This window comes from Photorhabdus noenieputensis (genome assembly GCF_018448935.1).
Taxonomy (GTDB): Bacteria; Pseudomonadota; Gammaproteobacteria; order Enterobacterales; family Enterobacteriaceae; genus Photorhabdus; species Photorhabdus noenieputensis.
Genome location: NZ_RCWC01000012.1, coordinates 93,956 through 120,614, shown reverse-complemented (window position 1 = coordinate 120,614; position 26,659 = coordinate 93,956). Strand labels below are relative to the sequence as shown.

19 protein-coding genes and 1 tRNA gene are annotated in these 26,659 nt (G+C 40.5%); 9 read left to right on the top strand and 11 right to left on the bottom strand.

The window, feature by feature from the left end; all coding sequences use genetic code 11:
* The first annotated feature begins 543 nt into the window (after window positions 1–543).
* Entirely contained in the window at window positions 544–1,374 is an 831-nt protein-coding gene (locus tag EAE91_RS10775; protein ID WP_214088499.1) for a DUF2829 domain-containing protein, read from the top strand.
* 260 nt (window positions 1,375–1,634) lie between these two features.
* Here the strand turns inward: EAE91_RS10775 and fliT are convergent, their stop codons facing one another.
* Genes fliT through fliD form a run of 3 tightly spaced genes read right to left on the bottom strand, consistent with a single transcriptional unit; the run spans window position 1,635 to window position 3,859 of the window.
* Window positions 1,635–2,012, bottom strand: coding sequence for a flagella biosynthesis regulatory protein FliT (fliT, locus tag EAE91_RS10770; RefSeq protein WP_036775506.1), 378 nt, complete (start codon window positions 2,010–2,012; stop codon window positions 1,635–1,637).
* Complete coding sequence (fliS, locus tag EAE91_RS10765; protein ID WP_036807537.1) at window positions 2,012–2,422, bottom strand: flagellar export chaperone FliS; 411 nt, start codon at window positions 2,420–2,422, stop codon at window positions 2,012–2,014. The genes fliT and fliS overlap by 1 nt, the downstream gene beginning before the upstream one ends.
* A 12-nt stretch (window positions 2,423–2,434) precedes the next feature.
* A complete protein-coding gene (gene fliD, locus EAE91_RS10760; protein ID WP_214088498.1) occupies window positions 2,435–3,859 on the bottom strand; it encodes a flagellar filament capping protein FliD in 1,425 nt (474 codons plus the stop codon).
* 274 nt (window positions 3,860–4,133) lie between these two features.
* On the opposite strand from fliD, the gene EAE91_RS10755 reads away from it, so the two are divergent.
* The 4 genes from EAE91_RS10755 to EAE91_RS10740 all read left to right on the top strand — a co-directional run bounded on the left by EAE91_RS10755 (window position 4,134) and on the right by EAE91_RS10740 (window position 7,837).
* Window positions 4,134–5,204 (top strand): FliC/FljB family flagellin, encoded by a 1,071-nt coding sequence (locus tag EAE91_RS10755; RefSeq protein ID WP_214088497.1) that lies wholly within the window; start codon window positions 4,134–4,136, stop codon window positions 5,202–5,204.
* A gap of 247 nt (window positions 5,205–5,451) precedes the next feature.
* Window positions 5,452–6,174: an RNA polymerase sigma factor FliA gene (locus EAE91_RS10750; RefSeq protein ID WP_036775524.1), complete on the top strand. Its 723-nt coding sequence runs from the start codon at window positions 5,452–5,454 to the stop codon at window positions 6,172–6,174.
* Window positions 6,175–6,226: 52 nt separating this feature from the next.
* Window positions 6,227–6,739 carry a flagella biosynthesis regulatory protein FliZ gene (gene fliZ / locus EAE91_RS10745; RefSeq protein ID WP_011146218.1) on the top strand — a complete coding sequence of 171 codons (513 nt, stop codon included), beginning with the start codon at window positions 6,227–6,229 and terminating at the stop codon, window positions 6,737–6,739.
* A 558-nt stretch (window positions 6,740–7,297) separates the two neighbouring features.
* Window positions 7,298–7,837 carry a GNAT family N-acetyltransferase gene (locus EAE91_RS10740; protein WP_214088496.1) on the top strand — a complete coding sequence of 180 codons (540 nt, stop codon included), beginning with the start codon at window positions 7,298–7,300 and terminating at the stop codon, window positions 7,835–7,837.
* A 110-nt stretch (window positions 7,838–7,947) separates the two neighbouring features.
* Here EAE91_RS10740 and putA read toward each other — a convergent pair whose 3' ends face one another.
* Complete coding sequence (gene putA, locus EAE91_RS10735) at window positions 7,948–11,928, bottom strand: trifunctional transcriptional regulator/proline dehydrogenase/L-glutamate gamma-semialdehyde dehydrogenase (protein WP_214088495.1); 3,981 nt, start codon at window positions 11,926–11,928, stop codon at window positions 7,948–7,950.
* A 487-nt stretch (window positions 11,929–12,415) separates the two neighbouring features.
* On the opposite strand from putA, the gene putP reads away from it, so the two are divergent.
* On the top strand, window positions 12,416–13,900 hold the full coding sequence (gene putP, locus EAE91_RS10730; protein WP_214088494.1) for a sodium/proline symporter PutP: 1,485 nt from the start codon (window positions 12,416–12,418) through the stop codon (window positions 13,898–13,900).
* A gap of 158 nt (window positions 13,901–14,058) precedes the next feature.
* Here putP and xylB read toward each other — a convergent pair whose 3' ends face one another.
* The 3 genes from xylB to cycA form a co-directional block, all read right to left on the bottom strand.
* Window positions 14,059–15,570: a xylulokinase gene (gene xylB / locus EAE91_RS10725; protein WP_214088493.1), complete on the bottom strand. Its 1,512-nt coding sequence runs from the start codon at window positions 15,568–15,570 to the stop codon at window positions 14,059–14,061.
* A gap of 3 nt (window positions 15,571–15,573) precedes the next feature.
* Window positions 15,574–16,602: an NAD(P)-dependent alcohol dehydrogenase gene (locus EAE91_RS10720; protein WP_214088492.1), complete on the bottom strand. Its 1,029-nt coding sequence runs from the start codon at window positions 16,600–16,602 to the stop codon at window positions 15,574–15,576.
* Between the two features lie 408 nt (window positions 16,603–17,010).
* Window positions 17,011–18,417: a D-serine/D-alanine/glycine transporter gene (cycA, locus tag EAE91_RS10715; protein ID WP_214088491.1), complete on the bottom strand. Its 1,407-nt coding sequence runs from the start codon at window positions 18,415–18,417 to the stop codon at window positions 17,011–17,013.
* A gap of 252 nt (window positions 18,418–18,669) precedes the next feature.
* Between cycA and EAE91_RS10710 the strand changes: the two genes are divergently transcribed.
* Window positions 18,670–18,745 (top strand) — tRNA-Lys (locus EAE91_RS10710).
* A gap of 521 nt (window positions 18,746–19,266) precedes the next feature.
* Here the strand turns inward: EAE91_RS10710 and EAE91_RS10705 are convergent.
* The 4 genes from EAE91_RS10705 to dsdC all read right to left on the bottom strand — a co-directional run bounded on the left by EAE91_RS10705 (window position 19,267) and on the right by dsdC (window position 23,218).
* Window positions 19,267–20,160: a gp53-like domain-containing protein gene (locus EAE91_RS10705; RefSeq protein ID WP_214088490.1), complete on the bottom strand. Its 894-nt coding sequence runs from the start codon at window positions 20,158–20,160 to the stop codon at window positions 19,267–19,269.
* 508 nt (window positions 20,161–20,668) lie between these two features.
* On the bottom strand, window positions 20,669–21,241 hold the full coding sequence (locus tag EAE91_RS10700) for an Ail/Lom family outer membrane beta-barrel protein (protein WP_214088489.1): 573 nt from the start codon (window positions 21,239–21,241) through the stop codon (window positions 20,669–20,671).
* Window positions 21,242–21,627: 386 nt separating this feature from the next.
* Window positions 21,628–21,927, bottom strand: a complete 300-nt coding sequence (locus EAE91_RS10695; RefSeq protein WP_214088488.1) for a 7(1) septoil knot domain-containing protein — start codon at window positions 21,925–21,927, stop codon at window positions 21,628–21,630.
* A 352-nt stretch (window positions 21,928–22,279) separates the two neighbouring features.
* Complete coding sequence (gene dsdC, locus EAE91_RS10690; RefSeq protein WP_214053253.1) at window positions 22,280–23,218, bottom strand: DNA-binding transcriptional regulator DsdC; 939 nt, start codon at window positions 23,216–23,218, stop codon at window positions 22,280–22,282.
* Between the two features lie 241 nt (window positions 23,219–23,459).
* Here dsdC and dsdX point away from each other — a divergent pair, with 241 nt between their 5' ends.
* Both dsdX and EAE91_RS10680 read left to right on the top strand, forming a co-directional pair.
* Complete coding sequence (gene dsdX / locus EAE91_RS10685; RefSeq protein WP_214088487.1) at window positions 23,460–24,797, top strand: D-serine transporter DsdX; 1,338 nt, start codon at window positions 23,460–23,462, stop codon at window positions 24,795–24,797.
* A gap of 417 nt (window positions 24,798–25,214) precedes the next feature.
* Complete coding sequence (locus EAE91_RS10680; protein ID WP_214088486.1) at window positions 25,215–26,546, top strand: D-serine ammonia-lyase; 1,332 nt, start codon at window positions 25,215–25,217, stop codon at window positions 26,544–26,546.
* Window positions 26,547–26,659 lie beyond the last annotated feature (113 nt).

Below are 26,659 nucleotides of genomic sequence, written 5' to 3'. Positions count from 1 at the left end.
GAGAATGAAAAACAGCACGCAGTTTAATCACCAGGATTTTTTATCTATCCGTCATTTCGCACCTCATTCCTGATTTAAAAATAGTGTGATCTTACGCATACTTTATATCTTTGTAACGCCAATGAGATTGACAGCGATCGCGCGTTTTGAGCTATTACTTTTGTTTGTCGGAAAGTCACCTTCAAATCTAAATGTTAATCGCTAATTGCCATTAACCGATATAGCACAGTGACCTTTCAATAAGTTGAATGCTTGTTATAGTTAGCGATTTAATTAAATGTTGTAAAACTCATTGTCAATAAAATATTTAAGGTATCACGGTTTCGAATAATAACTTTCAACTCTAATTTCTGAGATTAACTTTAACTTATTGATAAGTATCAAAAAACGATAAGGAGAATGAGAGGTGTGTCCTGTTATAATTGAATCTTAGTTTTATGTCGGTTGTATTAATTCATAAAAATTTACTGAATGTTTAATAATAGATTAAAAGTCAAATCATGTGGTTTGATTTTTAATTATTTATAGATATAAGGAAATAATATGTCTGAGGTTATTAAGCCTGAAAATGAATGTCCGTTTGATCCTAAGCAATATGAATGCCATAGTGTTGTTGCTCCGGTTGGTTCTTTTTCTTGGGCTCTGATTCAATTAAAGCTACGTAAACTTGTCACTCGTTCTGTTTGGAGTGATAAAAAGATGTATTTGGCTATTACTCCTCGTGTGAATGATTTAACAGTAGAAGAAGGTAGTGCTTACGCTGTTGATGGTGTCGCCGTTGGCACTAAATATGATTATTTGACGCATATTGATCTGCGTAACGAGCATGGTAATTTTGTACCGTGGCAGCCAACACAAGAAGATATGATGGCTTGTGATTGGAGTTTTTTTGAAGATAAGGTAAAGCCTGAACCAGAGTCAGATTATATGTTGGTTTTCGATCTTAAATCAGAGTTTGGCGAAAAAGCTGGATATTATGGATATTTGAGTGAAAATAAAATAAGTGACTCTGATGCCGCTCCTATAGGGACTTTAACTATTACCCAAAATAAGACAGATATTAAAAACATTTTAATATTCCATACTGTTGAAAATCCAGGTTATATTCATTTTTCTGTATCCTTTGATGAAGTTAATTCTCAAAAGGTGAAAGAATTATTTAAGAAAAATCTTTATGTCAAAGTTGACAATATAACCTATAATCTTGGAACAAGCCCAGAATGGAGTGCAGATATAACAAATTCTACATCCGGTGTTTTATATAACAATGACCCGCCCAATAATCCACATAAAGTGGATACTGAAAAACTAGGCGGAATTATAAAGAAAACAGGTGTAACTAAGCGTTTTTACTTAAGTTGGAGTGATGTATAAGAATAAATAATTCAAATCTACACCCTAAATTCAAGGCCGTGCTCCGGCGTGGTCTTTTTATTTTTCACAATCAACTTAAATCACAGAGCTACATATAACAGCTCACTAATACCTATTGGTTGCGATGGGGATAGAATATGAAGATGAAGGATAATCCTGATTTGTAGACCGGAATACTACAAGGTCTTAAAGACATCCTAAACCAAGCTCACAAAACGGGTAAATAATGGTGATGAGAGTACATCACCTTTATTTCTCAATTACTTTTGTTCCGTAGAGTTCATAAGGGTATTATGATAGGGTTCAACAGGGAATTGGCCGTAGCTATCATTTAATAATTGCTGTTGGCTTGTTTGTTTGATGAGTTTACTTAATTCATCAAGTCTTTTCTGTAGTAGTTTTTTAATCTCATTTTCATTATCTAAAATTGTCTGCAAAATGTTGGTCATTTTTTGCTGTAACGAAAGAGAAGTCGTCGATGATATTGAAGAGTGGCTGATCACTTCTACTGCTTTAAGGTAGGTGATTTCCATATCAACAAGTTCATCCCATTTTTCATTTTTAGCTAAATTAAGCATTTGCTCACTTAAACTTAGGATCTGTTGGTAAGCTGACAAAAGATCCATTTTATTATCCATTAAACAATATCCTGACTGGCGTTGTAATGAGGGCCAATTTGCCGCCAAGCGTCTGAAATCTCGGTGAGTAACTTTATTACTTCGGTAATGGCTGGCTCATCATTGCGTAAATTAGCGTGGAGTAAACGTTGGGTCATATAGTCATAAAGGGAGGCGAGATTGTGCGCCAGCTCTCCACCTTTTTCATTATCTAACCCTTGTTTGAGGCCATTATCGATGATATTGATCGCTTTGGAAATAGCTGCGCCTTTTTCCGCGATATTACCTTGTTCCATCAGAATAATTGCTCGACGCAGGGCGCTAAGCGCCCCGTTGAACAAAATCTGAATCAACTGATAGGGGGAGGCGTTCATAATTTCGCTCTCCATATCTATCTGGGCATATAATTGACTTGCCGAACGTTGATACATAATTTCCTTTAATTATCTCATTTTCTGTAATTGTGAGAGGAAGTTACCGGTTTTTCCCAAAGAAGAGACCATTTTATCCAGTTGTGAAAATTGGCGTTTATAACGTTCAATTGTTTCGTTAATATTCTGTTTCGTCCTGTCTACTTGTTGATCAAGGTTTTTTAGACGCTTGTTAATGCCATTAGTCGCGGTAACTAAAGTACCTTCATGACTATCCAGTGCGTCTTTTAATAGCTTATGTGTCTGGGTGGCAAAACCCGTTTTTTTACCGTCACCCATAAAGAACGCTTTCACATTAGCCGGCTTTTCTTTTAGATTTTTTTCCAGTTTTTCGTTATCAATTTCCAGCTTACCGTCAGGCTTTTGTTTAATGCCCAGCTTATTCAGGGTTGGAATATCATTAGCCGCCTGAGAGCTGAAAATCTGGCCTCTTAGTTGATTCTGTATTCCGCGTAATGTGCTGTCACCTAATAAAGCGCCATTATCTTTCGACGGTTCTTCACCCTGTTTTACTGGCTTAAATTTGGTCAATGAATCAAATGTCGTTTGTAATTCATTATAAGCATCAACCCAATTTTTAATCGCCTCTTTCATCGGCTCAATATCACGGGATATAACCAGTATTTCTGGCTTATGTTCCCCTGGTTTATCTTTATCCTCGGTCGTTTTTTTCAGATCCAGCTTAACGCCTTCGGGTGCATCGGTAATATGGTTTGTTTGACGTTCAATTTCGATGTTGTTGATGGTCAATTTCGCATTTTGCGCTTCAACCGTTTGAGTGAGTTTACCCTTTGTACCCGGAGTGTAGTTTAGTAATTCGCTAAGTTTGTTATCGCCTTCAACAGTGATGGTCATCACCGATTCAGTGCCCGCTTTTTTAGCTGTCAGCACTAAATAGTTTTCGCCATCTTTGGCCTTAATAAGACTGGCGTTGACATTACCTTCCTGTTTATTAATCGCATCACGGATCTCAATGATGGATGTTTGTTCGTCTGTCAGCTCGATTTTCATCGGCTTTTTTTCGCCAGGCTGAGTAATGGTAATTGTCCGGGTTTTACCTTCACCCAAAGATTCACCCATATGCTCTTTGATATTACGGACTTTTTCTGTCTGTAATGATTGTGCCTGTGCCAATTGTTTAACTTTAATACTGTAGTTACCTGGGCTGGCTTTAGAATCAGTACTGGCAACGAATGCATCATGTTTTTCGCTGGCAGTAGTTGTTTTAAGTTTATCGAACTTTTTCAGTGACTCAGATGCGGTTTCCAGTTTTTCTAAACTGCCTTTTAATGTACCAAAAGCGGTTAGCTTACCTTTATAACTGGTTTGTTGCTGTGTCAGCGGTACTAAACGTTTTTGTTCTGCTGCCTGAAGTTTATCCAATATAGAGCCAAGATCCATCCCCGACCCGGCACCTAATGAAGAAATACTAGCCATTTATTGACTCCTTTATTAGTAAAGCTTTATTGAACCGGTTATCGGTAAGTTTTTGGAAAAGTTTACTAATAAAAATAATTTTTCTATGGTAGGAATAGTCGTGAAGAACCGACGCTGTTTGGCTTATCAGGGCAACGTGATAAAAAAGAAAAAGTTTTTTCAAGAAAAATTAAAGGTTCTTTGAGGAACGCCGATAAAACTGTTGGCGGTGATGAACACCGTGGGTAAAACCCAAACTTATATATCGACTTGATTTTAAAAAGGAACTCTAACTATGGCACAAGTCATCGGAACTAACATCCTCTCCCAGCTGACTCAGAATAACCTGAATAGATCCCAGGGTACTTTGGGTAGCGCTATTGAGCGTCTGTCTTCTGGTCTGCGTATCAACAGCGCGAAGGATGATGCGGCTGGTCAAGCGATCGCTAACCGTTTCACTGCAAATGTTAGAGGTCTGACTCAGGCAGCACGTAACGCTAACGACGGTATCTCTATTGCACAGACTACCGAAGGTGCGCTGAACGAAATTAACACCAACTTACAACGTATTCGTGAACTGGCTGTTCAGGCGAAAAACGGAACCAACTCTGATAGTGATACCAAATCTATCCAGGAAGAAGTTACTGAACGTTTAAAGGAAATTGATCGTATTTCTCAACAGACTCAATTTAACGGTGTTCATGTTCTAAGTGAAAAGAACGAAATGACCATTCAGGTTGGTGCTAACGATAACGAAGTTATCAAAATTAATCTGGAAAAAATTGACAGCGGAACTCTGGACCTGAAGACATTCACAGTTTCTACGGGAGTTCCGCACGGTGATAAAATTACAGAGGTTGACGATGGTGCAGGTGGGAAGAAAGCTATCGATCACACTGCCGACGCTAAAGTTAAGGACCTGAAAAATGTAGAATTCTATAAAGCTGTTAATGAAAAAGGTGAAGTTGAGCCTGGTAAATATGTTGTCAAAGGTACTGACGATACAGATGGCAAAGTAAAATATTTCAGCGCAGAAATTAACAAAGCTGATGGTAAGTTGAAAGCAACCGATGAGATTACTGCCAAAGCATCAGAAAAGCCTACGGATGCTTTAGACAAAGCTCTGGCAAAAGTTGACAGCCTGCGCAGTTCTTTGGGTGCGATCCAAAACCGTCTGGAATCTACCGTTAACAACCTGAACAACACCGTTAACAACCTGAGCGCAGCTCGTAGCCGTATCGAAGATGCTGACTACGCGACCGAAGTGTCTAACATGAGCCGTGGTCAAATTCTGCAACAAGCGGGTACTGCGGTTCTGGCTCAGGCTAACCAAGTGCCTCAGAATGTAATGTCTCTGCTGCGTTAATCGCTCAGCTAGGGCAATATGTGAACCTGATTCACATAAAAATCCAAATAAAATCAAGGATCGGCTCGCCGGTCCTTCTTTTTTAGGAGTTTATCAGGAACAGCCTAAAATTTGTGATACTATTAGGCAGACAATAAATTTCGCATAGGTGAAAAAGAAGTGTTTTTACTACATTGTTCAAACGATTGCCCTTGTTAGGGGATTGGATAATGATGGTTAGTCTCTTTTTCCAAAGGTGTCTGTTGTTGTGAGCGATTTGTATACCGCCGAAGGCGTGATGGACAAAAACAGCCTCTGGAAGCGCTACGTACCATTAGTTCGCCATGAAGCGTTAAGGCTACAAGTTAGGTTACCCGCGTGTGTGGAGCTGGATGATCTACTTCAGGCCGGGGGAATCGGCTTACTAAATGCGGTGGAACGTTTTGATTCCTTACAAGGAACCGCGTTTACCACTTATGCGGTACAACGCATCAGAGGTGCAATGTTGGATGAGTTAAGGAGCCGCGATTGGGCTCCGCGTAGCGTGCGCCGTAATGCGCGCGAAGTGACGCAAATCATCCGTAAACTTGAGCAAGACTTAGGCCGTCCAGCCAGTGAGCAGGAAGTTGCTAAAGAATTAAAGATTGATCTGGTAGAATATCGGCAGATACTGTTAGATACGAATAACAGTCAGTTGTTTTCGTATGACGAATGGCATGAAATTCATGGTGAAAGCTGTGAACCTGTCATTGAAGAGGGGCATGAAACTAATCCCTTACAACAATTGCTGGAGAGTGACGTTCGTCAACGGGTAATTGAGGCTATCGATTCGTTACCTGAACGAGAAAAAATGGTTCTGACGCTGTATTATCAGGAAGAACTTAATCTGAAAGAGATTGGCGCAGTACTTGAAGTCGGGGAGTCCCGTATAAGTCAGCTACACAGCCAGGCGATTAAACGCTTGCGGGCACGCTTAAATCCGGAAAAGTAACTTTTTTGCTTATTTGTTTTTTGTTTAAGACTACACACAGGGCTTATCTCTTATGTCTGTTACAACACAAAAGAAACGGCCGCTCAGCCGTTACATTAAAGACTACAAGCATAGTCAAACTCATTGCTTGCATTGTCACAAAGCTCTTGACCGTATCTCGTTGGTTTTTAATGGCCAAGTGATCAACAAAGAGTCCATCTCCGAGATGACGGAGTTGATTGATGACAAGACCTGGGATGAGCTGCAAGATAAATTTGTCGCGTTATGTCGTTTTTGCAGTGAGATTTATTGCAATAGCGAGACAGATTATTTTGACATCATGTCTTTCAAACAGTACCTGTTTGAACAGACTGAAATGAGTCATAGTACTGTTCGTGAGTATGTGGTTCGTTTACGACGTTTGGATGAATTGCTCACTTCAAGCAATTACCCTGTAAAAGAGTTCACAACAGAGAAAATTCAGGAAAAACTGAGTGAAAAGCTGTCACAGTCGGCATTCAGTAACTACAACATTGCTTTGCGCAAGTATGAACAGTATTTGAGCTGGCAACAGGGCGGTCACTAAGCTGGAAATATAAACAGCAAAGAGATGATTAATTTTGGGGGAACGCATTTGATGTGTTCCCCTCGGATCGTTGCTGACAAATGTCGTTAGAAATAACGGGGTTTGTTTTTTCATGGTGAATCATGAGCCAACTCATTTTCCTCATTAATCCGGTTTAATCGACCACTTGGGTGTGTAGAAGAATTTATATGTTGGGTGAATAAAAGGATGTATTATCTCGATCGGAGAATATCTGCATACTTTTTATTTTTCAGACATGAAAATAAAAACTACACTTAGTTTCTAATAATAGGGACGATAATAGGCTTAATTATTTATTTATATGGGATAGTGAATTACCTGTTTATTACGGGATTTTTTTGCTGTTATTTCAATTAATTAAAAATACATAAGTGATGATGGCAATTTTTTAAATATCGCGATAGGTACCAATTTCTTTCACCTCATTATTTTTTCAATCACCTCACTACTAATTATTCCAACATCATTCGAAATCTTATTGACTTTTGTATGCTGAAATATATGGTATATGCTAATTTCATTAATATGGTATTTGCTATGGAAAAAGAAATCTTTGTTTTTAGAGAAGTTAACGTGGAAGATGCGAATAATCTCATTGTTTTTTTCAATGAGTTGGATAATACATCTGAATTTATGTTGCTTGAGCCGGGAGAAAGAAAAACCAGTGTTGAAGAACAGGTGGATATAATAAAAGGATTTGGAAAAGACAGGCAAATGTTAATATGCGAAGACAACAAAAACATTGTTGGATTTATTGTTATATCTAGAGGAGTATTCAATAGAAACAGGCATTTGGGTTCTATTGCTCTTGGAGTAAAAAAGGAGTATAGAAACAAAGGAATAGCGAGAATCCTAATCGACAAAGCGCAAGATTGGTCACGGAAAAATGGAATTAGCAGACTTGAATTAACCGTTGCAATAAGAAACACATTGGCAATAAAGCGGTATTTGTCATCAGGTTTTATTTTTTCTGGCATCAGAACTGGCTCACTATTTATAAATGGTGAACTGATAGATGAATACTATATGAATAAAGAAATAATGACTAAAGAAATATCTGATGAAAAATTGATGTAAATGATTACGCTATTATTCCTACATTCGATAGGAATGAACAGAGTTTTGAGGTTGATTGCTAATCTAAGGGGAACACCTTTTTGATGTGTTCCCCTTAGCTACAACCGAAATTAACCGATAGTCATCAGACTGGCATTACCCCCCGCCGCCGCGGTGTTAATGCTCAGTGAGCGTTCATGTAGCAAACGTTCTAACAGCAGATTAGTTTCTCCACGGGCAAAACCTTGTACGGAAATGATAACGCCTTTACGTTGAGCGATTTGTTCACAAACTTGACGCAATTGATCAGAGTCGCCGTGGTAAATAACCGCTTCGAATACCGTATCTTCACTCTGCCAGTCCTGAACTAAATTGATTGATTTACGGACGCTATCTGGCAATTGACGAAACAGTTGCTGATGTAGTTCATCATTTTGCCATAGCAATTGACAGCCCACAGATAATGTTGCTGCCAGTTGAATGAATATATCTTGTTGATTATCCGCCAGACACAGCACCTGACCACGAGGCAACAGGGTATAAGTATTGCGTTCGCCGGTCGGCCCCGGCAACAGGCGGGTGGTGCCGCCTTGTGCCAGCAATTTATATTGTTGAACTAACTGATTTAGCTCTTCGTTGTGCTGGTTGGTTGCCCATTCTGCTAATGCATCAAAGGGAGCCATTAGCGCTGAACGGACATTAGCATCCAGTGGATATTCCGCATCCTGGCGTCCCAACGTTTGGTTGATCGCGTTTTGAGGACGGCAAGAGAGCAAACGGTACAGATAGAGTGGGCCGCCTGCTTTCGGTCCGGTACCGGATAAGCCTTCACCACCGAACGGTTGCACGCCAACAACAGCGCCTACCATGTTGCGGTTAACATACAGATTGCCGACTTTCGCTTTAGCGGTAACTTGTGCAATCGTTTCATCAATACGGGTATGGACGCCAAGGGTCAAACCATAGTTGGAGTGATTAATTTGCTCCAGCAATTTATCCAGCTCGTCACGTTTAAAACGGACAACATGCAGAACCGGGCCGAAAATCTCTTGCTTTAATTCATTGAAATTTTCCAATTCAATCAGTGTTGGTTTAACGAAAGTACCTTGATCCCACTCTTGATTGTCAACCACGTTATCTTGTGCTGCCTGATAAATCGTGCGTCCTTTGGTACGCATTGTTTGAATATGGCGATCAATGCCGGCTTTGGCTTCCGCATCAATGACCGGGCCGATATCGGTAGACAGGCGTTCAGGATTACCCATCCGGCATTCAGACATGGCACCTTTCAGCATGGTGAGGGTTCTTTCTGCCACGTCATCTTGAATACAGAGAATACGCAGAGCAGAGCAACGTTGACCTGCACTATCAAAAGCAGAAGCGACTACATCCATAACAACTTGTTCTGTTAGTGCGGAAGAGTCAACAATCATGGCGTTCAGACCACCGGTTTCGGCAATCAAAGGGGTTGGTCGCCCTTGTGCATCAAGTCGTCCGGCAATGTTACGTTGTAATAGACTCGCCACTTCGGTGGAGCCAGTAAACATTACGCCTCGCACTCTTTCATCACTCACCAGAAGAGAGCCAATGGTTTCACCTCGGCCAGGTAATAATTGCAATGCATCGAGGGGAATACCTGCTTGATGCAGTATTTTGACCGCTGTTGCTGCAATTAATGGAGTCTGTTCCGCAGGTTTTGCTAATACACTGTTACCGGCAGCCAATGCAGCCGCTATCTGTCCGGTAAAAATGGCTAATGGGAAGTTCCACGGGCTGATACAGACAACCGGCCCCAGAGGGCGATGAGTATCATTGGCGAAATCATGGCGAATTTGCCCTGCGTAGTAATAGAGAAAATCGACCGCCTCGCGTACCTCAGCAATCGCGTTATTAAAGGTTTTGCCGGCTTCCCGAACCAAAATGCCCAATAGCAGTTGCATCTGGTTTTCCATCAATTCCGCAGCACGAATCAGAATAGCGGCTCGTTCTGATGGCGGCGTCGCAAACCAGATTGCGCCGGCTTCTGTTGCGACATCCAGCGCATGACTGACTTCCTGTTCAGTTGTTTCACGAACATGACCAACAATATCCGAAGGTGCCGCCGGGTTAATAACCGGTTTAGCGGCGGGTAACTCACCTTGATGGTGATAATTGCCGCCCAATAGTGGCTCGCTATACTGCTCTTCGGTAGCAGAACTTAATAGCGCACTGGAAAGAGATGCCAGACGATGTTCGTTGGCAAGATCCAGACCGGCTGAGTTTGCGCGATCTTTGCCATACAGATTGTGAGGCAGAGGAATTTTCGGATGTGGAAGACCGATTTGGCCTTCGGTTTCGGCCAGCTTCTGAACCTTGTTCACCGGATCGGCAACCAGTTCATCCAGTGGTAATGTGGTATCGGCGATACGGTTGACGAAAGAAGTGTTAGCGCCGTTTTCCAACAGGCGACGGACCAGATAAGCCAACAGTGTTTCGTGAGTGCCTACTGGCGCATAAATACGGCATGGGCGGTTTAATTTGCCATCAGCGATTTTCCCGACCACTTGTTCATACAATGGTTCTCCCATGCCATGCAGGCACTGAAATTCATATTGACCAGGATAATAGTTTTGTCCCGCCATATGATAAACGGCAGCTAAAGTATGGGCGTTATGGGTAGCGAACTGAGGATAAATCAGATTGGGTACTGACAATAATTTGCGGGCACAAGCCAGATAAGAAACGTCAGTATAAACTTTGCGAGTGTAAACGGGATAGCCTTCCAGCCCATCGATTTGAGCACGTTTAATTTCGCTATCCCAGTAAGCGCCTTTTACCAGTCGCACCATCAGCCGACGACGGCTGCGTTGCGCTAAGTCAATGACTGCATCGATAACAAAGGGGCAGCGTTTCTGATAAGCCTGAATAACGAAGCCAATGCCATTCCAGCCAGCCAGTTGTGGTTCAAAACAGAGTTTCTCCAACAAATCGAGAGAAATTTCCAGACGATCTGCTTCTTCGGCATCAATATTGATACCAACATCATATTGGCGTGCCTGCAATGTCAGGGAAAGCAGGCGTGGGTATAACTCGTTCATGACACGTTCATATTGAGCACGGCTATAACGTGGGTGCAAAGCGGAAAGCTTAATGGAAATTCCAGGTCCTTCATAAATGCCGCGGCCGTTAGAGGCTTTCCCGATAGCATGAATCGCTTGTTGATAGGAAACCATATAATTCTGAGCATCTTCCTCAGTTAAAGCGGCTTCACCTAGCATGTCATAGGAGTAACGGAACCCTTTTTCTTCCAGCTTACGTGCACTTGCCAGCGCTTGAGCGATGGTTTCTCCGGTCACAAACTGTTCACCCATCAGGCGCATTGCCATATCGACGCCTTTACGTACTAATGGCTCGCCGCTCTTACTGATAATGCGATTCAGCGAATTGGAGAGTTTGGCTTCATTGTGGGTAGAAACTAATTTGCCGGTAAACAGCAGCCCCCAGGTTGCTGCATTGACAAACATGGATGAACTTTGGCCCAAATGGGAATGCCAGTTGCCGTTGCTGATTTTGTCGCGGATCAGCGCGTCGCGAGTCGCTTTATCAGGAATACGGAGCAAGGCTTCCGCCAGACACATTAGCGCAACGCCTTCCTGAGATGAAAGCGAAAATTCCTGCAATAACCCTTGAACCAGACCTGAACGACCAATGCTGTTTTTCTGGTTACGCAATTTTTCTGCAATGCTGTAAGCCAGCTTATGAGTCGCTTGTGCTTGATCTTCGGGCAATTGCGCCTGTTGCAGCAACATGGGAACTGCTTGTGTTTCTGGCAGGCGATAGGCCGCAGTGATTGCGGAACGTTTTACTGATTGAGGCAGGATATGTTCTGCGAAGTCGAGGAAAGGTTGATGAGCAGAATCTGGTGCCGTTTCTTCTGCGATGATCTTCTCTTCTTTAATATCTTGATTAGCAGAGAGTTCAGCGATCTGTTCATCATTTTCAAGGCGTTCAAGGTAATTAAAAATAGCTTGTTTAATCAGCCAATGTGGAGTGCGGTCAATCCGTTGTGCCGCAGCTTTAATGCGATCGCGCGTTGCTTCATCAAGCTTCACGCCCATTGTTGTACTACCCATCCTCGCTCCTTAATAGGTAAGGTTTATCTAAAATTGCATGATAATATCTGACATGTTGCAACTTTGTGCAACCTTATGAGAAGCGCTTGTTTTATTTTTGTGAAATTAATCTAGTTATTATAATTAGGTGGATATATTTATTTTTGTGACTTTATTTGATTGATACACATTGGTTTACTATTTTATAGCGAAATATAGGGGTGTAACCCTGAAATGGTTAAAAAGTATAATTTTTAAAGCAAATAAATGTGATTCAGTAGACGTTTCTTGTAAAAAATGGCGTTAATTAGTTGTTAAATTACCTGATGCTAATCTAGGATTCACTGTAACTTTCTAATTGGTTACAAAAATAATTATTTCAATTTAGAATTATGGACCATTTTTAGGTGCAATCAGGTGCAACGTTCCTGAACCTGACAGGGAAAACTCTGTGTACCCGGGAGAACTGCGGATTTGCAAAACACAGATAACACTATGGAGAACTTGCATGACAGTAAATACACCAATGCTAATCACCTTTATTGTCTACATTACTGGTATGTTGTTGATAGGCTTTTTGGCTTATCGCTCAACCAAGAATTTTGATGACTATATCTTGGGAGGAAGGCGATTAGGCAGCGTGGTAACGGCTTTGTCTGCCGGTGCTTCGGATATGAGTGGTTGGTTATTAATGGGCTTACCTGGCGTAGTCTATTTTGCGGGGATTTCAGAAAGCTGGATAGCCATTGGTCTTGCTTTAGGCGCTTACCTGAACTGGAAATTGGTGGCCGGCAGGTTACGAATCCAGACCGAAGTTAATAATAATGCGCTAACATTGCCGGATTATTTCACCAGTCGTTTTGACGATAGCAGTAAAATCCTACGTATTATTTCTGCGTTGGTGATTTTGATCTTCTTTACTATCTATTGTGCCTCTGGCGTGGTTGCCGGAGGATTGTTATTTGAAAGTACGTTCGGTATCAGTTATCAGAAAGCCATGTGGCTCGGTGCCGCGGCAACGATTGCTTATACTTTCCTTGGCGGCTTTTTGGCGGTCAGTTGGACCGATACGGTTCAGGCTTCATTAATGATCTTTGCGCTTATCTTGACACCGGTTATCGTTATTTTCTCTGTGGGTGGCATTGATACCTCTCTGGCTCTGATAGCAGCAAAAAGCCCAGCTTATATGGACATGTTTAAAGGGTTGAACTTTATTGCCATTATCTCGTTGTTAGGTTGGGGGTTGGGTTATTTTGGTCAGCCGCATATTCTGGCACGTTTTATGGCGGCAGATTCCCATCATACTATCCGTAAGGCTCGTCGTATCAGTATGACTTGGATGGTGTTATGTTTGGCAGGCACTATTGCTGTCGGTTTCTTCGGTATTGCTTATTTTGAAATGCATCCTGAACTGTCTGGCCCGGTTACAGCCAACCGTGAGCGTATCTTTATGGAATTGGCTGTTATTCTGTTTAATCCGTGGGTAGCAGGCATTTTACTATCCGCTATTCTGGCCGCGGTGATGAGTACCTTAAGCTGTCAGTTGCTGGTGTGTGCAAGTGCTTTGACGGAAGATCTTTACAAACCCTTTATCCGTAAATCTGCCAGCCAGAAAGAGTTGGTGTGGGTAGGGCGTTTCATGGTGTTGCTGGTGGCGGTCATCGCGATGGTGATAGCAACTAATCCGGATAATAAAGTACTGGCTCTGGTAAGTAATGCATGGGCAGGATTTGGTGCTGCGTTCGGCCCGGTCGTACTGATTTCTGTTATCTGGAAACGTATGACACGTAACGGCGCATTAGCGGGAATGTTGGTAGGGGCCGTCACGGTATTGGTGTGGATGAAGTACCAATGGTTTGCGTTGTATGAAATTATTCCTGGCTTTGTCTTAGCTTCTATTGCGATCGTGGTTGTGAGTCTGTTGGGTAAAGCGCCGAGCAGTGCAGCGCAACAGCGTTTTGTTGGTGCTGAGGCGCAATACAAGACTAAATGAATTGAAATAAGGTAAATTGAAAGAAAGGTAAGAGAGCGTGAAGGCGGAATGCTTTCACCAGACCGCTAACAAACCTCGTTTAAAATAGCGAGGTTTGTTTTTTTTGGATACCAGTGACTTTGAGTCATTCACTAGGAGAATTATCGGTGGTCAATGTTTCATACTTTCACCTCTGGATATTCAGCAGTCAACAGAGATAAATAATCTTGATAAAGCAGGTCATATAATGCGGCTGTTTCGGGAGTTGGAACGGTGCGGGTTTCTTCATCAAGATGAACAAAATGTTGGCAAAGGTGGACGAGCTGCGCTTGTTTATCTTTCTCTTCTGTCAAGGAATCACACCACATAGCTTGAATAGCAGCACCCAGGGCGGCAGCTTCTTGATTGGTGACACAGATAACAGGAGTATTCATGACGTCAGCTACAATTTGTCGCCATTTTTTGCTACGAGCGCCGCCGCCGGTCAAACGGATCTCATTAATTTCAATCCCTTGCTTGCGAAATAATTCAATACCAAAACGTAGCCCGTACGTAGCGCTTTCAACCGCAGCCAAAATGAAATTTTGTTGATTCATATTGCTAGTATCCAGGTTATGGAGACTCGCTTTGGCGTGGGGGAGTGGCGGAACACGTTCACCATTAAAAAACGGTAGCATCATCAAACCATTAGCGCCGGGTTTGTTCTGGTTCAATGTGTCATTAAAAGTCTGAATATCCATATTAAACAGCTTTTGAATGGTGGTGGTGGTTGAAGTCACATTCATCGTGCAGATCAATGGTAGCCATCCATTATTAGAGGAACAGAAACCCGCGATCATTTCAGAGTCAGCGACAATCGGTTTGTCAGAGTAAGTGAATAGGGTGCCAGAGGTGCCTAAACTCATGGTCGTGATGCCCGGAATGATATTGCCCGTTCCAATTGCAGCCATCATATTATCGCCCCCGCCAGACGCAACTTTGGTTGTCGGTGAAAGCCCTAATCTTCTTGCTATTTCAGGCTTTACTGTACCAATACAGGTCTCAGCGGAAACCAATTCAGGCAGTGCATGCCAAAGACGGCCATTCGGATCAATTAATTGGGCAATTTGGTTATCCCATTCGCGTTTACGAATATTCAGTAATCCGGTTCCTGAAGCATCACCATATTCGGCAACTAATCTGCCTGTTAGCCAATAATTGAGATAATCATGAGGCAATAAAACGGCATTCAGTTTTTCCCATAATTCAGGATGGTATTTTTTGAACCAAAGAATTTTAGATGCGGTATAACCTGTCTGCGGCATTAATCCGAGTTGTGCTAAAGCGGCTTGGGTACCACCGAGTGCATCAATAATTTCCTGATTTTCGACCGCAGTTTCAGTGTCACACCAGAGTTTTACCGGTGCTAAAACATGACCTTCTGCATCCAGAGGAACAAAACCATGCTGTTGACCTGAGACGGCAAGGGCGGCAATTTCTGTACCAGAAATTCCTGCTTGCTCGATCGCTTGAGAAAAGGCACTTTCCAATGCCTCTGTCCACCAGTGAGCTTGTTGTTCACGACGGCCGTTTGAATCGCTAATTATTGGGTGAGGCGAGCTGCTTTCACCCAAAATATGCGTTTTTTGGCTATCGACAATAATGACTTTAGTACTTTGTGTACCGCAATCGATACCAGCATAGAGCGCCATGTGTTACTCCATTTCCAACATAATTTTAATATCTGTCGGGCGACCCTCCGCGGCTCGTTCATACGCCTGAACGCTGTCTTTAAATTTATAGGTTGCGGATAATAGGGGAGTTACCTTGAGCTTGCCAGAGCTAAGTAAACGGATAGTACGAGGGTACATATTCGCGTAGCGGAAAATAGTTTTGAATGTGATCTCTTTAGCTTGAGCAGAGACAACATCAAATGGTGCCGGATCGATAGGCATACCGACCAGAACAGCTATTCCTCCCGGTGCAATGTGCTCTGAAATAGTAGCAATGACGGGTTTTGCGCCACTACATTCAAAGAGAATATTAACGCCATTACCATCGGTTAAGGTATTCACTTTCTCAGCAAGTACTTTGCTATTAACAGGGTGAAGACCTGGATACTGTTTTGCAATTTCTAGTTTTTCATCGAACACATCACAAATAATGACATCAGAACAGCCACCGGCTAATGCTGCAAGTGCGGTAACAATTCCGATCGTACCAGCACCAACAACTAATGCGATATCTCCAAGTTTAATTTCTGCTTTTGTGGCTGCTTGCATACCGATAGATAATGGTTCAACCATCGCACCTTCGGCAAAACTGACATTATCAGGTAATTTGAACGTAAATGCTGCCGGGTGAATAACTCTTTCACGTAAGCAACCATCAATAGGGGGCGTCGCCCAGAAACGGATTTCTGGATCTAAGTTATAAATACCTGCCCGCGATTGTGGTGATTGCAGATTAGGAATGCCAGGTTCCATACAGACCCGATCGCCGATTTTTAAGTGAGTCACATTTTTACCTACTGCGGTGATTACACCTGATGCTTCGTGCCCGAGGATCATCGGCTTTTCGACAATAAATGGCCCAATACGTCCGTATTGGTAATAATGCACATCGCTGCCGCAAATCCCTACTGAATGAATTTTTATTTCAACATCATTTTCACCCAATATTTCGGAGGTTTCCCAGTCTTGAATTGAAATCTGACCTGCTTTTTCTAATACTAATGCCTTCATGATATGCCCTCTTATTTTGATGTTACCGATATCATTTATTTGCAGGATGTTAGATCGAAAATGACTATATTTATGTGATTTAAGTTAAGGTCTTATTAAATAGTGATGTTTTTGTGTTAATATTAAAAAATGAATTATCCACTTGGTTACTCTTTTAACATGTATATTGATAATATAATGATACGACGTTTTTTGCGTGACTGAATGGGTTTAAATGATTATATAATGATAATGTTTATGGAGATTAAAGTTGACGGTTCATCGTCCACAGAAAGTCATTTTTTTATAAGCAATACTTTCTCAACCGATAGAGTTAAGTGTAGTGGTAATTTTTCAGCTTGCAGCAATAAAAAAGACCTGTGGAGTATTATTCCAACAGGTCATATAGATATTAAGGATTTGAATAAGTTAGCTGTATAAACGTGTTCTACGTTTTTTTACAATTTGAAAACCGATAATTAAGATCAGAAACCAAACAGGCGTGATGATTAATGCCTGACGGGTATCATCTCGTAAAGTGAGTAGTATCAGAACAAATGCAAAAAATGCCAGACAGATCCATGACATGATAATACCCAATGGCATTTTATAGGTTGAAGCCTTATGCAATGCTGGGCGACGTTTCCGGTAAACCAGATATGAGCATAGGATCATACTCCAGATAAACATAAACAGAATAGCTGAAACGGTAGTTACTAAGGTAAACACATGCATAACATCAGGAATTAAATAAATCAGCACTACACCACAGGATAAACATAAACAGGTGAAAATTAACCCCGATGCAGGTACAGAACGGCGTGAAAGGCGGCTGAATTGCTGTGGCGCATCGCCTTCTTTCGCTAATCCAAATAGCATGCGGCTGGTGGAGAAAACACCACTGTTCGCTGAGGAGGCGGCAGAGGTTAATACCACAAAGTTCACGATACTGGCAGCAGCGGGTAAACCGATGAGAACAAACAGCTCAACAAAAGGACTTTTGTCTGCAATGATTGAACGCCACGGAGTGACTGACATAATAATCATCAGCGCCAGAACGTAGAAGGTGATAATACGAATCGGGATGGCATTAATGGCTCTGGGGAGTGATTTCATTGGATCTTTAGTTTCTGCGGCAGCAGTACCCACTAATTCAATACCTACAAAGGCGAATATGGCTATCTGAAATCCGGCAAAAAATCCGCTTAACCCTTTGGGGAAGAATCCACCATCATTCCATATATTTGCCAGTGAAGCGGTATGACCGGCTGGAGATTGAAAATGCATGCCAATTAGAACAGCACCTGTTGCGATTAAAGCGATAATGGCAACGATCTTTATCATGGCGAACCAGAATTCCATTTCCCCGAATAATTTCACTGTAGCCAAATTAAGGGAAAGCAATAGTGAAACACAGAGCAGAGAAGTGAGCCATTGTGGAAAATCCGGTTGCCAATAGCTGATATAAGAAGTGATGGCAACTACATCGGCGATACCGGTAATAACCCAACAGAACCAGTAAGTCCAGCCGACGAAAAAACCGGCCCAAGGCCCGAGCAAATCAGCGGAGAAATCACTGAATGATTTATAATTCAGGTTCGAAAGCAATAGTTCACCCATTGCGCGCATCACGAAGAACAGCATGAAACCGATAATCATATAAACGAATATGATTGATGGCCCAGCGAGAGAGATTGTTTTCCCTGATCCCATAAACAGCCCCGTGCCGATGGCACCGCCGATAGCGATAAGTTGTATATGTCGGTTGCTTAGATTACGTTGCAACTGCGTTTCCCCGGTTTCAGCGGAAAGTGAAGTGTGTATATTTTCTGCCATAGTATATAGTATCCAATATTTTCTTAGGTAAATTGTTACGGCTCTTTAAGTGGCCTTATATATGATGATGTTTGCGAAAAATATTGTGACACAGATTACTATAGTAATAACAGCCTGATCTCACTTTAAAAACAAATTGGTTACAATTTAACTTGTTAATGCTGTTGGAATTGAGTATGAATTATTCGGTTAGAAAAAAATAGCTATAATATATTGACGACAGCTTTGTATCGAGGAATAATTACCCACATTGGGTTGTTAGCTCAGTCGGCAGAGCAGTTGACTCTTAATCAATTGGTCCGGGGTTCGAGCCCCCGACAACCCACCAATCAAATTAATGAGTTGTAAATATTTCACTGACAACTTATTTTTCTATGTGACTTATTAGTGTCATAATCATACCAAGTCTGATTTGATATTCTCTGTATTTTCTTAAAATGACTTGGTGATAAATACACATATCTTCTGAATTTCTTTTGCAGTGGTTATTTCTTGTCGTATATACCCTATGGATTTCAAGATGCATCGCGACGGCAAGGGAGTGAATCCCCGGGAGCATAGATAATTATGTGACTGGGGTGAGCGAGTGCAGCCAACAAAGAGGCAACTTGAAAGATGACTGGTATAGGTAATAGCACTTGAAGTCTGTATAAATAACCGGTAACTTTCAATGCAGGTTTGATCTAGTGCAAATAGATAAAATTATTAAGGCCGGGTATTATCCTGTCCCCGACCTTTTTTGGTGATTATAATGGTAGCGTTGGTCAATCACTTTCTGGTACTTTTGAATTATCAATCCTATTTATCATGACTTAGTATTTTTTCCAATCCTGCAAAGTCATGTTTTCCTTACCATCCAATAGCAAACCAAAAAACTCTGGCTGGTTGATCATTTGAAGCTTGATCAAGGGTTAATTTAAATCTCGCATTGTCAATAATTTTAAAATATGCGGAAATGACACCAGCTTCTATCTTATGATGATCGGGTGTTGCTACTCCGATAGCACAAGTAGAGGGAAATGCAATAGGGAAATAATAAGTATTAGATGTTTCATTAATTTCTTCAGGAGATTTTCCCCATTGATAAATTATCCCAGTATCACCACACTTCCACCAACCATTTGTAGCTATTAAAGAAGCGGTATTTTTACTGGCATAGCGGGAATCAGACTCAGCTTTAGTATACGATTGTCCTATTGGCTGATAATTACCACGCGGTTGGTATTTCCCGTCTGATTCAGATTTATCGTAACTTCCTATATCCCCGGCAGTTAGGTTGATATCGCTGGATAACACCTTCCCATTGACTTTACGAGTATTGGGTATTTTACCATTAATATTTTCATTCAATGAATTTATGATATTCTGAGCAAATTTTTGCGTAATAGCTAATGTATCATCATTACCTACAACATTTGTAAGCTGGACAACGCCTTTTTGGGTTAATGAGGCATTTGGCGTTACTGTTGTGATTTTTTGCTCTAACGCTTTATGTAATTGTGTAGTAAGTTTAGTTATATTTCCGTCATCCAGAATATCATTGTTAGATTGTGTTGCGATAAAATTAGCCACCACTGATGATATTGAAGACGACTGGCGTAATACTTTATTTAACAGGTGTGTGGGAACATTATCTGGTTGAAACCCGGTATTCAAACTTTGGCTTTCTTCATATCTTTCTTGGCTAACTATATTAGCATTATTATCAATAGAAAATGCTTTAAAATCATTTTTTTGGCTCATATATATTCCTTAAGTAATGTTGATTTACAATCAATATATTAAATTATTGTACAGATGATTTATCATCATTTGTATCAACCATAGTCTAGTTTAGATAAAGAATAATGATATGTTTTTATTAGATCAGAAGATTAACTGTTTTTATATTGTTGATGGAAATAAAAAATCAAAAACATTGTAAATAAAGATATATTTGAATCATATATATTCAATGCTTGGAAATTATTTTTCTTTCATTTATTCAATTTTTTCTATGATTTTTTCTGATAATGCATTCTAGTTTGATTAAAATGACTAGTGCAAAAACATCTATAAAGTTATTGTTTGTTTTCTCTAAATTATTATTTTTATTGTTTGTGGCTCATAACGCCAGAATTAAATCGATTATTTTTAATCTTAGATGTTTACCTGTTTTTTATTATAAGTAATTATTTATATTAAATATTTTTGAAAACCACCAAGGTTATAATATTTAACCTTGGTGATAATACACTGCTCATTGATTAAGTTAGAAACGATAGCCGACAGTTATATTAAAACCGTTAGTAGATAAGTGATCTTTCTCGTTTCCGTCTTTAATACTAAAACGGCTACCTTCATAACCAGCGGTAATTGAGGTATTGGTTGTTGGGTTGATAATAAAGCCCGCTCCCCAACCTAAAGTGTTTTTGCTTACTGATTCCTTTTCGATATATCCGGTACGGTAATCGGTTGAAGGGCGATAGTGAGTGGAGGATTTTGCGTTAATCCTAGATAATCCCAGTTGACCATATAAGCTAACATAATCATTAATCCTATAGGTTGGGCCCGCCATTAGGGAATAATACTTAATATCATCTTTTGAGTGGTAATTCTCTGTTCTCTCTTTTTCATCGCCTTTAGCAAAGGTAAATGATGATAATAGCCCCCATTGATCATCAAGTTCATATCGATAACTCAATGTTGCACCATTTAGTGCACTTGCATCTTGTGGTTTCACGTAGGCGTATCCGATCGAAGCTGTATTCTGTTCAGCTTGGACAGGGAAAGTTATCGCAGATACAGAAAAGATAACTCCACAGCTTAATAACAATTTTTGCATTTCATTACACTCTATATACTTCATACTTCTGAAATAAACGACTTTATACCCGTCTCCATAGGGTATATAACTCATTTAAACGATTTGCTTACTAGCAGTTGTGATGAATATCATAACTTACACCGTTAGTATATATTTTTTGATTAAGTTTAGATGTTATTTTCAAATCATTACATTATTACTGATTTTTTAAGGATAGAAACAGTGATAATAAAATTCCAGCAAAAATGTGAAAATAATAAATGGCTATTGCAGTCGATAGATATTATCTCTGTAGTTGAAATACTTATTCATTACCAAGGGATTAAGATTAATTTAATAAGGCTGGACTGTTGTAGAAGATGAAGTTCAGCCTTTATCATTCTGTGTGATACTGATTCTACGCCTTACTTAGCTGGGCCAGGGAATGCATCAACGAATCTGATTGTGAAATCGGGGAATGATTCTACAAACTGAATCTTGTAATCAGGAAATGAATTAACAAATCTCCATTTTCCGGGGGAGTTAGGGGAATTATTAACAATTTTGACTTTTAAATCGGGAGAATTATCAACAACCTTGACTTTATAGTCAGGAAATGATTCAACTATTTTAATCTTTCCAAAGATCTTTGAGACATCGACTTGATTTTTAGCAGTAGTGCTAAATGAAATAACTGCTACTAATAGAATGATTAATTTTTTCATATAAACCTCTTATTTGCTAAATTCATCATATAAATCAGGTGAAAATTAGCACTATATTAGTTTTCTTGTGAAAAGTATAATTTAATGGTTTTGAGCATATGGGCTTGCCAAGGATCATTAGCTTGATATGGTCAAAAACAAAATAATATTAAAATCGTTATTTACTAAAAGCAAAACGGTATTTTAGCTCGTGGTCGGCAATATTTTGCTAGAGTCAATAAATAATGGGATTGAACGTACGGTAGAATCTGGTATTAAACTTCTGTGGCGACTCACTATCGCCACTTAAAATTCATTATCGCCACTTAATACAGGGCAGATTTGTTATATCCGTTAATGGTTGGCTATATTTTTATTCGTCTATAGTTGATTTTAACCATTGGACAAAGGCGTTGACTTTTTCATTCTGTTGTTGAGGCAGGGTACAGGTATAGTAATATTGTTTACATAATACTTCAGTGTTAGGAAAGGGAGCGACTAATTCATTGTTTTCAATTTTTTCCCAAATCATATTTTTTCTGCCCATTGCAACACCCGCATGGTGTATTGCGGCAACGGCAGCTAAATCGGAACGATCAAAGACAATACACTTGTGTGATGGCTCCAGTGTAATGTTAAAGTGCTCTGCCCAAGTATTCCACTCTTTGGTATCGGAATCATAGCTCCATGCTTGTTTATCATGTAATAGTGTGCAGTATTGTAGATTATCTATATTTCCCATTAGGTTATGCTTTTCGGCATATTGTGGGCTACAGACTGGGGTAATATATTCACTCATCAGGTATTGATGTGATAACTCGTTGGATATAATATCATCAAAGTAAATCGCAAGATCGATACCATAACCGCGGAAATTCACATTTTCGTTACCGACTAAGATGTTCAGGTTAATGGATGGATATAGCTGATTAAAATCAGCCAATTTAGGCACTAGCCAACATTGGGTAAAGGTCGGGCGGGAGTAAATAGTCAGATTACCCGATAACTCCTGATTTTTTATTTCCAGAATTTCCTGATTTAGGTGTTCCAGCGTCGATTTAATTGTCCAAAATAAACGCTTTCCTTCACAAGTTAATTCAATTTTTCTGTGAAAACGTTGGAAGAGTTTGAATCCCAACTCTTGTTCCAGAGAACTGATTCGATGGCTGACTGCGCTGGCACTGATAGCTAATTCGTCAGCGGCCAGAACAAAAGAGCAGTGGCGAGCGGCTATCTCAAATGTATGCAGCTTTGATAACTGGCTTCCATTGAGTAATTTATTTACAACCATGAAATTATCATCTGTGTACATATTTATAGTGTTTCTAGTTCATCGACGACGGATAATATAACCGTATCATTAAGGCGGTGTGTTTCAGATAGTTTTAGTGATTTAAATCGCAAATAAAGTGAAAATTTTGATCGGTATCACTGAATTGGCTCAATCTGATTCATGCATGGCTATGTATTAATCATTTGTCAAAAATTGAATATTCATATTCAATAATGAAAATTCGTATGACGAACAGAGGCTAACTGTGGGGAATGATTAAGTGGATTCACAACCTTGGGTGATTGGTACGTTACTCACAAGTATTGTGTTAATCGTATTCACGATAATTAAATTAAAAATTCACCCTTTTCTCGCGTTATTGTTAGCCAGTTTTTATGTCGGTGTCTTAATGGGAATGAACCCTGTTGAAATGGTGAGCGCCATTCAAGGGGGAGTCGGAGATACGTTAGGTTTTTTGGCCGTAGTGATTGGCCTGGGAACCATTCTTGGTAAGATGATGGAGATATCCGGCGCGGCAGAGCGTATTGGTATCACATTGCAAAAATGCCGATGGTTGTCGCCTGACATCATTATGGTACTGATTGGTTTGGTTTGTGGTATTACGCTGTTTGTTGAGGTAGGGGTAGTATTGTTAATTCCACTGGCATTTTCTGTTGCCAGGAAAACCAATACGTCGCTGCTGAAATTAGCGATCCCATTATGTACAGCATTGATGGCGGTTCACTGTATTATTCCTCCACACCCGGCGGCATTATTTGTGACAAATAAACTGGGTGCGGATATTGGTTCAGTGATTGTGTATGGGCTGATAGTTGGCCTATTTGCAGCTTTGGTGGGTGGCCCATTATTTCAGAAGCTTCTCGGTGGTCGTCTGCCTTTTAAATCGGTTCCGGCTGAATTTTCTGAAATTGCAGTTTGTAAAGAAGAGAATTTACCCTCTTTAGGCATGACATTGTTTACGGTGTTATTGCCAATTGGGTTAATGTTGATTAAAACGGTTGCTGAATTAAATATAGAAAAAGGCACTACGTTTTATACGGTATTGGAATTTATTGGTAATCCTGTTACAGCCATGTTCATTGCCGCTTTTGTTGCCTATTACACCTTGGGCATCAAGCAAAATATAGGAATGAATACGCTGTTGACGAAAACAGAAGATTGTTTCTCCTCTATCGCCAATATCTTATTGATTATCGGTGCGGGTGGAGCATTTAATAGTATTTTAAAAGTAAGTGGCCTTAGTGATATGTTGGCCGTTACTTTGTCGCGTCTGGATATGCACCCAATTCTTTTGTCGTGGTTGGTTGCCATTATTTTGCACGCGGCGGTTGGTTCAGCAACAGTCGCAATGATGGGTGCGACAGCGATTGTTTCGCCTATGTTGCCGTTATATCCAGATATTAGCCCTGAAATCATTGTATTAGCCATTGGTTCTGGTGCTATCGGCTGTACTATTGTGACTGATTCACTGTTTTGGTTGGTTAAGCAATATTGCGGAGCAACGCTCAGTGAAACTTTTAAGTACTACACAACCGCGACATTTTTTGCGTCTGTGGTTGCGTTGATTGGGACGTTTCTTCTTTCTACCATTGTGTAATGGAAAGAAGTAACAGCTCAGCTTGAAAAATAAGAATAAGACGTGCGAAGTGTCAATACCAGGGAAGCCTGTAAAACAGGCAGCTTTTATAGCTAAAATAATAAACAAAATAAACATTAACGAAATGATGAAAATAAGGGGAAGATAAAAAATAAACAAAGTATGATGTGCTGATATATTGTAGGAAGTTGTAGTAAACATAACATGTTGAATATAATAAAAATTATAATAATCAAGCAAGTAAGGTTTGTTTTACATATCCTATAGATTTCAAGATGTATCGCGGCGGCAAGGGAGTGAATCCCCGGGAGCATAGCAAACTATGTGACCGGGGTGAGCGAGTGCGGCCAACAAAGAGGCAACTTGAAAGATGACGGGTATATACCAGGGAAACACTTATCTTGGGTTAACACATACATGAAAAGTACTGAAATTCAACAATTACTAAATGAACATCCGTTAGTAAAAAATTTAATGGAATTAGAGGAAATCTTTTGGTTTAACCCTTGTAACACCACCTTTAAAGAGGGATTGCCTTTTGTTGGTTTGGGCGCTGATGATATTGGGGATGCTGAAGCACGCCTGAATCGTTTTGCGCCTTATTTATGTAAAGCTTTCCCAGAAACAGCCGTCACACATGGTATTATTGAATCAGAAATAGTGGTTATTCCTACGATGCAGAAAGCACTAGAACAACATTATGGTGTGAGTATCACAGGGAGAATTTTGCTTAAAAAAGATAGCCATTTGCCAATTTCAGGTTCGATTAAAGCCCGTGGTGGAATTTATGAAGTGTTAACCCACGCGGAAAAATTGGCATTACAGGCGGGGTTGCTTTCTGAAAACGATGATTACAGCAAACTGTTTTCGGAAGAATTAAGACGGTTCTTTAATCAATACAGTATTGCTGTAGGTTCTACCGGCAATTTGGGCCTATCCATTGGTATTGTCAGTGCAAAACTGGGTTTTAATGTCAGTGTGCATATGTCTGCCGATGCTCGTGAATGGAAGAAGCAAAAGCTACGTTCGCATGGGGTCAATGTCGTGGAACATGAAATGGATTATGGGGTAGCCGTAGCCAGAGGGCGTAAAGCAGCGGAATCTGATCCGAACTGTTTCTTTATTGACGATGAAAACTCCCAAACGTTGTTTTTGGGATATTCTGTCGCAGGTGGACGGGTAAAGGCGCAGTTTGAGCAGATGAATATTGTGGTTGATGAAGATCATCCATTATTCGTTTATTTACCGTGCGGCGTTGGTGGTGGTCCCGGTGGTGTTGCATTTGGACTGAAATTGGCTTTTGGTGATCATGTGCACTGCATTTTTGCTGAACCGACCCATTCTCCCAGTATGTTGTTGGGGGTATATACTGGTTTGCATGACAATATTTGTGTACAGGACATCGGTATCGACAATATCACTGCTGCTGATGGTCTTGCGGTAGGCAGGGCTTCTGGCTTTGTTGGCCGTGCGATGGAACGTTTGCTGGATGGGTTTTATACTATTCAAGATCAGGAAATGTATAATCTGTTGGGGTTACTGAATCGTGATGAGGGTATCCGGTTAGAGCCTTCGGCATTAGCTGGGATGGCGGGGCCTGCTCGTGTGAGTGGAAACTGTGATTACCTGAGCCATAAGAATCTTTCAGCAGAAAAGATGAAACAGGCTACGCATTTGGTTTGGGCAACCGGCGGTGGTATGGTACCCGATGATGAAATGACAAAGTACTTGGCGACAGCCAAAATCTAATTGGTGTCTTTCACAGGCAATTCGGTTGCCAGTATCTGGTTTATATCCGGTTCAATATCCTGTCGGCTTCCAGGTTATTACTGAAAAACGCTTTGATTTGGTTTTCTACTCTG